Below are 9,058 nucleotides of genomic sequence, written 5' to 3'. Positions count from 1 at the left end.
GTCAAATAAAAAGTGATCTACAATATTATAACAAAGATACAGAATATTATTATTCAATCAGATCTATACGCGATATTGTTGCATATGAGTGGTTTGGTCATGGTGGTTCAAATCGTGAATGGATAATACAACAAGAAAAATATAATGATGATTGGCAATTATATGAGTGGCAGACTGTTGGTAAAATTTATCCATCTGAAATTACTTCACTTTGGGGTGATTCATCCTCAGGAAATTATAATTATCACATCTTTATGAATAAAGCGATAATTTTAGCATTTGCTTGTAAAAATTGGGGAACAACATTATCTGTAAATCCGATTATGGGGTCAGCATTTGTAGATGATGGGTATGCATCTAGTTGGGTTGGTTTTACAATAAATTTACCTCAAAACATAACAGATGTTTGTTCAGAGACATTTTGGTACACATTTTGTGATATTGAAATAGATGTCGAAGATGCAACAATCGCTTTATGCGATATTTCATCAATTTTTAGTTATGGTGTTAATTGTGGTGTTTATGGCTCTATTACACAAAATCTTTAAAAATATACGTCAAAATTTGAAAGGAGTGAAAAATTAATATGAGAAAATTAAAAAATAGTATAATGCCAAATTTTCGTTTAAATAGAGATATTTTAATTGTCTTTATTATCTTGACTTTTTTTTCAATAAGCTTTTTTGAAGTAAATCAAATATCTTGTGCAAGCGCTTTCTCTTCTGGATTAAAACCAGGTGATACTATTGTATATGAATATTCAGAAATAAATTCGTATTACAACTCAAATATGACACTTCTTGATTTTTATGATTATTCAGACCAAATTATAGAAAATATCACAGATGTCAGATATTTTAACGATAGGGTTGAAATCGATTATATTTTTCATTATGATAATACAGAAGTAAATTTAACTGGTGTTCTTAATTCGACTCTTCCTTTAGGCACTTACTTAATTCCTCAAGAATATATTGGGTTTAATTTTTCACACTCATCTTTTTTAACCTATCTTAATTTTCTTTTGAACCGCACTGAATCACCTGATGATTCTCCTGAAGGAGTTGTTACTTGGAATCATGAAATATTAGCAAATGGTCTTGGATTTCAGATCAATGCAAACTATACGAATTATAAATATAATTGCACAAAAGAATACAATTTAACCGTATGTCTATATTATTCCCGTTCTGGAGTTTTACTGCGGAGAATTGAAGAATTTCGAGTTAAATTTCCCCCGAATTATAGTATTGATAATACTGCATTTTGGATTTTGAATAGAAACACATTCGTTAATACAACTTTATCAAATTTTGAAGGAAAAGATGAATGTCCTTGGGATCCAAATTATGTTTATCCAGACGATCTCGACGATGAAGGAGATTTTCATTTGATTTCATTAAATCCACTTGAATTTGTGAGTATTTTTATTATAAGTATTCTTTTTCTTATAAAAAATAGAAAAATTCATCGTAAATTTGTAATAAATCAATAATCAAGCTTAAATTTCCTCAAGCTTGAGAAATTTATACCAAAAATATGTCAAATATTGATGGATGTTCACCTTTTTTTTACAATCTTTAAGGTTTTATTTTTATTTCAAAAAAAAATGACCTTTTTTTATTGTAAAAACTTATTCGCACTTACTCGCACCATACATTTTTCATGATATTACTTTTTTAATTTTCTTTCATGTGTCAATAACCATTTCTTTTTACTAATTCCCGCGCTGTATCCTCCTAATTTTCCACCCGTTTGAATTACACGATGACAGGGAATTACGATTGCAATCGGATTTTTTCCATTTGCATTTCCTACTGCGCGCACTGCTTTTGAATTACCAATTTTTTCTGCAATTTCTTTATAAGTAGTTATCTTTCCATAAGGTATATTTATTAATTCTGACCACACTTTTCGTTGAAAAATGGTTCCTTCCAGCGCCAATGGTAAGTCAAATTTAGTAAGCTCGTGATTGAAATACTTCTCCAGTTGATTAATTGCATTATTTGTAATTTCATTTGGATTGGAAGGTGTTCTAGGTGATTCAATAAACATAATTGAGGTAATCACATTATTGTTTGCGCATATTTCAAGAAATCCGATTGGGGATTTAAAAGAATTAAAAAAAGGTGAATTTTTCACAATTTTTCTCCATAAAAAATAAGATATTGCCTTATTTGAGTTTTTCTTTCATCGCATCTACCAATTCAAAATAAAGTTTTTTATAGAGTGCTAATTCACGTTTACATTCGGATAATTGAGAACGTAGATCCATTTCATCAATCATTTCTTGATAAAGGTTCTGTAAAGTGGTGTTAGAAACTCCACTTCCGAATTTTATTCTGAGCTGAATTTGAATATCCCTATAAGGAATACCTGCTCGAAGTAGTGATTTTGCGTAATCGAGCTTTTCAATGGTTGACTTTCCCACTTTTTTCACCAGTCTCTCAATAGCTATTCAGAAATTGTTTGAGAAATATCATTTTGGTGTAGTTTTTTTATAATTTTCGCATGTTCTTTCAATAGATCTTTTTCATCTACTGGAAATATCTCTTGTTTCCGAATTTTTTCTCCGCAATATTTACAGTAGACAAATTCTTCTTCCTGAAGAATTGAAATAATATTAGGATCAATTAACATATTGCAATTACTACATCGAATCCTTTCTTGTTGATTTTCAGTAAATTTAGATTCAACTTCTTTTGCAGAATGAATAGTTATTTTTCTTTGATAAATTAATCCAAAACTAATAACTAGATTCACAAAAAGAAATCCAAAAAACAAATCTATAATTATAGAAGATTCCATATCACCTTGATAAAAATAGAAATTCAAAAAGGTAATAATTCCAAATTGGATACTTGCATATAATATGCTGGAAAGTAATAAAATTATAAATTTCCAAATAGTTTTCAATGAAGATCGACTTCTATTTATAATAGAGTTATAATAGATACTCATCAGAAGTGTTGAAATGATCCATGCTTCCCAGTTTGTATCATTTTGAACCAAAAAATAAAGAAGTAGAAATATAGATGTCGAAAAGAAGATGTTATTTATAATTATTTCAAATGGACTTGTTATCCAATGGCTAAATTTTTCTTTTTGAGTAAAAAGTTTTGGACGATATTCAAAACTAGTTTGATAGAGCATGATTTTGGTAAATTTGGAGAAATTTATCCATAATATTAAACATAACATTATACCAGTTAAATTGAAAAGCCAAAATGTAAGACTTTCCATCGGATTTTGATAAGTGTATATATAATATCCATAATCTATTCCATAAAATTGATGATATCTTGATGTAATTAATGTATTTTTGAGAAACAAACCAGTAATACAATATGCAAGAAATATTGCAACTGAAAATGCAACTTGAGTCCACTTATGCTGGAATTTTTTGATATATCGAAATGTTCCTGTGATATATGTTAAGATTACCAAATAAATAAAAAGATATAGATATATATGAATAAAAGAATAATGTATTCCATCAATTTCTGGGTTTGAGAAAAGTTTTAAGTTCAGGAAGAATAATCCTACGATTGATAAAACAAAACTTCTTCTTAGAAATTTCTTTATCCATTTTGGTAGTTTTTGAATTTCAAAAGAATCAGATGGAGAAGATGTATCATTTTTTATTTTTTGATTTTTCTTTTGTGAAGAGATACTTTCAAATTTGATAAAATGACTATCAATAATTTGAATTATGATAATTTCTCCTAATAATAAGATAATATTTATCCCCAAAAACATATTTAAGTAGCGATCTAAATCTTCTTTTACCCAGTTGGAATTAATAACACTATAGATTAAAAAGAAAGAAATAATCATATTCAATATTCCAATAACGAAATTAATTAGTGGTTTATCCAATGAATCTGACGAAATTGCTTTCTTTATCTGTCTCCAAATTATCCAAAAATATGACATTGTAACAATCATTGCAATTGCGAAGGAAAGCCAATCATCTTTCCAAAATTCTTGATTTTTAAATGCAATATAGTAAAAAAATGGAAATAATGCTTGTAATGTGTAAATATCTGTTAGATAATTTTTCTTAATAATCATATTTTTTCACCAAAATTAAATTGTATGATAACAAATGATAACGAGTTATTAAAAATTACGGGGTGCCAATTTTTTTTTATTTATTTTGCAAATTATTACAATATTATGAGGTTAAAAGAACTAATTATTGATAACATTTTTTTTAATTTCAGATAAATTAATCTATACAATCATTGAAGATAAGTATAAAAGGAAAATAATTTGCAAAAAAAAGAAAAATGTCAATTTTAAGGTAATTGAAAAATTATGACAAAAAATCTAATTGGAGTTCAAGTTGTTCTTTTTTCTCTAAATATTCTTTTAATTTTTCACGTTCCTGTAGTACCAATTCTTTTGGAGCTCGTTCTGCAAAACTTCCTTGAAGTTTTTTATTGATCTTGGTAATCATATTTTGAACCTTTTCCAGATTTTTTTGAATTCGACTCTTTTCTTTTTCCAGATCGATCATTCCAGCCAAAGGTAAAAAGGCAGTTATTCCATGTAAAATGATACGGGCTGATTGTTTGGGTTGTTTAATATTTTGTTCCATTTGAATCTTCTTTTCATCCAATCCTGCTAACTGTACTAATTCACGTTTCCATAAAGTAAATATCTTTGAATTCTCTGTTTTTATAATCATTGGTATTGATTTATTACTTGGAATGTTGAAATTGTGTTTAATATGACGGATTTCGCGAATGAATTCAGAAATTAGAGTAAAATCTTTTTCAATTTCAGAAGAAATCAATTTTTCATCTGGTTTTGGCCAAGATGCTATAATAATCGCAGGACTATTTTTGAGATATTTTGGAAGCGCTTGCCATAATTTTTCAGTTAAAAATGGCATTGAAGGATGCAAAAGCCTGAAAAAAGTTTCTAATACGTGAATAAGCACTGCTTTTTGAATTTCTTTGTGTAAATAATCTTTATCATAAAGATATAATTTAGAACATTCTAAATACCAATCACAAAAATCTGACCAGAAGAAGTTTTTAAGTTCACGAGTCATACGAAGATAATCATATTTTTCCATATATGTATTTACTTGGCGAATTAACCGATTTAAACGAGAGAGAATCCATTTATCTGGAAGTTCTAATTGATTGTAATTAATTTTTGCTATTGGGATTATGCTTTCATTTTCATCAATATTTCCTAATACATATCTTGTGGCTTGCCATATTTTATTGCAAAATCGGTGCGCAGCTTCAACATTTCTGAGATCAAGGTTCTGATCCAATCCAGGTGTGCAGTTTGAGAGCAGAGTATAACGAAGTGAATCAGCACCATAATGTTCTATAATGTTTAAGGGATCATATTGTTCAACATTTTCCATAGATTTGGAGATTTTCTGCCCTTTTTCATTCCGAATTAATCCATGTAAATAAACATGTTTAAATGGAGCCTTTCCTGTTAACTCTATTCCCATCATCATTTCGCGTGCTACCCAGAAAAACAGAATATCATAACCAGTTTCACGCATGTCAGTGGGATAAAATCTTAGATAATCTGCACTTTCAACGTTTGGCCAACCTAAGGTTGAAAAAGACCATAATGCTGAAGAAAACCAAGTATCTAAAACGTCTTCTTCTTGCACTATTTTATTACTTCCACATTTTGGACATTTTTCCACCTTATTTATATGAGGTTCAGGACAAATTTCAGCTTCACAATCTTGGCAATACCATATTGGAATTCGATGACCCCACCACAATTGGCGTGATATACACCAATCTCGAATATTACTCATCCAGTGGTAAAATCTTTGTTCTTCTCGTTCTGGTAAAATTGTTGTTTCGCCTGATTTTACTGCATTCATGGCTGCTTCAGCAAGCGGCTTAGTTTTAACAAACCATTGAATTGAAACTCGTGGTTCAATTGCAGTATGACAGCGCTGGCAGTGTCCAACCGCATGTTGATATGGTTCGATTTTAACCATAAGTCCTTCTTTCTCGAGATCTTTTACAATCGTCTCTCTACATTTAAAACGATCCATTAATGCATAGTGAGATGATATTTCAGGTAATATTCTGGCTTTTTCATCAAAAATATTTATAAATTCTAAATGATTTCGTATACCAACTTCAAAATCATTTGGATCATGAGCTGGTGTGATTTTGACTGCTCCAGTTCCAAATTCTGGATCAACATGCTCATCTACAATGATTGGAATTTCTTTTCCCATTACTGGAAGAACGGCAAATTTACCAATCAATTTGCCAAATTGATGATGTTGTGGATGTGTGGCAATTGCAGTATCACCCATTATTGTTTCGGGTCGCGTGGTTGCAACTTCAATAAACTCTGTCGCACCTTCTGCCCATTTTCCAGAACCCCATTCATGAATTGGACCTGACCATTTATCTGTTTTTATTGGATAGCGGATATACCATAGATTCGAGTTTTCATCAATAGCTTCCGTCTCTAAATCAGAAATTGCGGATTCACATCGACCAGGGCACCAATTTACCATATATTCTCCCCTATAGATTAATCCTTTTTGATATAGGCGATAAAATGCTTCTCGCACTGCATGGGATAGATCTTCATCTAAAGTAAAATGCTCTCTGGTCCAATCGCTACTGATCCCCAAACTTTTAGATTGTTTGGTAATCCGTGCGTGGTATTGTTCTTTCCATTCCCACACTTTTTGAACGAATTTTTCCCTTCCTATTTCTTTACGCGAAATTCCTTCTTTTGCTAATTCTCGCTCCACTACATTTTGAGTGGCTATACCCGCATGATCTGTTCCAGGAATAAAGAGTGTTTCTTTATGTTTCATACGCTCATATCGGGTCATAAGATCTTCAATAGATATGGTGATTGCGTGCCCTAAATGAAGTTGTCCAGTTACATTTGGGAGTGGAAGGGTGATGCAATATTTTTCAGTTTTATCATCAAAGAAACCTAATTCTTTTATTTTTTCAGGTCGAAAATATCCTTCTCTTTCCCACCATTCATATATTTCATCTTCAAATTCAGTATGATTATACACTTTTGGTAATTGTTCGCTTAGTTTTTCCACCATAATTCTTCTACTCCCAATGAAATTATATCTGGGTGATAATCGGTTCTACTCAAGTTCAAATGAAAGAGATAAGGATAAAAGAAAAATTTTTAGATCAAATTTTTTGATCAATTTATAAAAATCTATTATATTTTTGAAATTGCTTTTATTATTATGATTTTTGATAAAAAAAAATGAACATTAAAAAAAGTTATAAATCAATATAAAAATAATATGAACTTTATTTCGAAAAATGAAGTGATTTGGCGCTATCTTTTAATCATTCCTATGTTTGTGTCTTCCTACATTTCTGCAATTACTTTTGTACAATTGGGATTACCTCTCTTAGGAACAGAAGTGCTAGGGATCTCTTCAAATGTTACATCAAATATTATTTTGCTTTTTGCATTTGCTGGAAGTTGTGGTGCTCTTTTAGGAGGGTTTATCCTACAAAAAATTGTTAGTAAATTAGAATGGAAAATAGGAATTGGAATAATCATGAGTATGATATCATTAGGAATGGTTGCACTAATTCCACTATTAAATTCAACAGCAGATTTTCTTATTTGGATGGTGTCTTTGGGGTTTATATTAAGCATTAATACTCCAATAAGTTATTCTCTTCTTTTTGATTTAGTCCCTCATGGTATTAGAGGTCGTGTAGGAGGATTTATTGTAGCATTAATCTATGGAATTGCACCATTTTTAGTTCCTTCAGAAAAAACATTTGAAAATTATGCGAAGAGTTCTCCAATTGTTTCTGTTTTAAAATTTACAGGCACTATTATGCTTATCTTTTTTTTAGTGTTCAGACCTGTATCAAAGGAAATAATAAAAAAAAATCATGGTTCTACTCCTCATTATCATTATTCATTCAAAGAAATCTTAATTACATTAACTGCAATTCTGTTCATTGACAGTTTTGGATTTATCAGAGCAATCAATACTCCATTTGTTGATAACACGTGGGAAGGCCCTTTAAATATACGAATTTTTATTTCTATCAGTCATATCATTAGTGCCCTTGTCTGTGGATATCTTTATGATAAGAAATCGCCAAAAATTATTGTGAAAATTTCATTAGTTTGCTTTGTTATCGGTAATCTATTATTTACATTTATGTATTCTACAGTAGCAGAACCAATATTGTATTATCTGTTTCCATTATTTTACGCACCTGCAGTATCAATATACACAATATTATTCTTGATGATCTGGGCAGACATTTCCACAGAAGAAAATGAAGGGAAAGTATATGGTATTGCTCAATCAATTACAGGGTGGTTAGCAAGCTTTATTAGTACAAGTTTTGCATTAAGTCTTAATGGGGTTATTTCTCCTCAATTACATCTCGCTATTGCAGCAATTCTCGCTTTAATTGCTCTTATCTATGAATTGATTAGAAAACACTAATCCACTTATTTGCATAAAATGGTTGATTGACAGGTCGATTATTTGATTGGTAAATTAATTGATTGATAAATTAACTTTTTTACCTTTTTTATTTTAGTTTTATATAAAATAATATGAATAAGAATAAACATTTATTAAAACTGACAGAAATAATTAACTATGGTCTCAAGTACTTTATTATTCAATCAATTAATATTGTTAGTTGTTATTCTTTTAAATGTAATTATTTTTCTGATGCTGTTAAGGAAGTATTTTAAAAGAAAGAACAAAATTCCGTTATATCTTGCATTTGTTGACTTTTTTATAATCCTTCCTACAGTATTTGCATATATTAGCTTAATTATGGAAGCTAAAGGCATGGAATTGAACCAAAATTTCAATGGATTGGCAAGCGCATTCGTTGGATTTGGAAATCTTTTCCTTTTTCTAGCTATTTATGAAATTTTTCAAAAACCCTCGAGAATTTCCAAATTCCCATGACCGACAAAAATCATTTTTCATAACAACTCTTTTTTGAAAGATTTATATCGTTTTGAATGTTACTTCATGTATTATGACCCGAACTTGCGAATTTGAAACGCTACA

8 protein-coding genes are annotated in these 9,058 nt (G+C 29.8%); 4 read left to right on the top strand and 4 right to left on the bottom strand.

From position 1 onward, the window contains the following. Both ACXLDF_RS13375 and ACXLDF_RS13370 read left to right on the top strand, forming a co-directional pair. A partial coding sequence (locus ACXLDF_RS13375) for a hypothetical protein (protein ID WP_457559041.1) occupies positions 1-548 on the top strand: 548 nt, incomplete at its 5' end. 38 nt (positions 549-586) lie between these two features. Further along, positions 587-1,495 carry a hypothetical protein gene (locus ACXLDF_RS13370; RefSeq protein ID WP_457559040.1) on the top strand — a complete coding sequence of 303 codons (909 nt, stop codon included), beginning with the start codon at positions 587-589 and terminating at the stop codon, positions 1,493-1,495. 176 nt (positions 1,496-1,671) lie between these two features. On the opposite strand, the gene ACXLDF_RS13365 is transcribed toward ACXLDF_RS13370, so the two are convergent. From ACXLDF_RS13365 to ACXLDF_RS13350, 4 genes are all read right to left on the bottom strand, one after another. Then, positions 1,672-2,142 carry a methylated-DNA--[protein]-cysteine S-methyltransferase gene (locus tag ACXLDF_RS13365; protein ID WP_457559039.1) on the bottom strand — a complete coding sequence of 157 codons (471 nt, stop codon included), beginning with the start codon at positions 2,140-2,142 and terminating at the stop codon, positions 1,672-1,674. Between the two features lie 31 nt (positions 2,143-2,173). Continuing rightward, positions 2,174-2,431, bottom strand: a complete 258-nt coding sequence (locus tag ACXLDF_RS13360; protein WP_457559038.1) for a hypothetical protein — start codon at positions 2,429-2,431, stop codon at positions 2,174-2,176. 23 nt (positions 2,432-2,454) lie between these two features. Next, positions 2,455-4,074, bottom strand: a complete 1,620-nt coding sequence (locus ACXLDF_RS13355) for a hypothetical protein (RefSeq protein WP_457559037.1) — start codon at positions 4,072-4,074, stop codon at positions 2,455-2,457. A gap of 244 nt (positions 4,075-4,318) precedes the next feature. Further along, positions 4,319-7,081 carry a valine--tRNA ligase gene (locus ACXLDF_RS13350; RefSeq protein ID WP_457559036.1) on the bottom strand — a complete coding sequence of 921 codons (2,763 nt, stop codon included), beginning with the start codon at positions 7,079-7,081 and terminating at the stop codon, positions 4,319-4,321. A gap of 213 nt (positions 7,082-7,294) precedes the next feature. Between ACXLDF_RS13350 and ACXLDF_RS13345 the strand changes: the two genes are divergently transcribed. Beyond that, a complete protein-coding gene (locus tag ACXLDF_RS13345; protein ID WP_457559035.1) occupies positions 7,295-8,473 on the top strand; it encodes an MFS transporter in 1,179 nt (392 codons plus the stop codon). A 159-nt stretch (positions 8,474-8,632) separates the two neighbouring features. Then, a complete protein-coding gene (locus ACXLDF_RS13340) occupies positions 8,633-8,953 on the top strand; it encodes a hypothetical protein (RefSeq protein ID WP_457559034.1) in 321 nt (106 codons plus the stop codon). Positions 8,954-9,058: the final 105 nt, after the last annotated feature.

Source organism: Candidatus Harpocratesius sp. (assembly GCF_054039255.1).
Note: the sequence above shows the minus strand (reverse complement) of the source record. Positions and strands in the feature narration are given on the sequence as shown.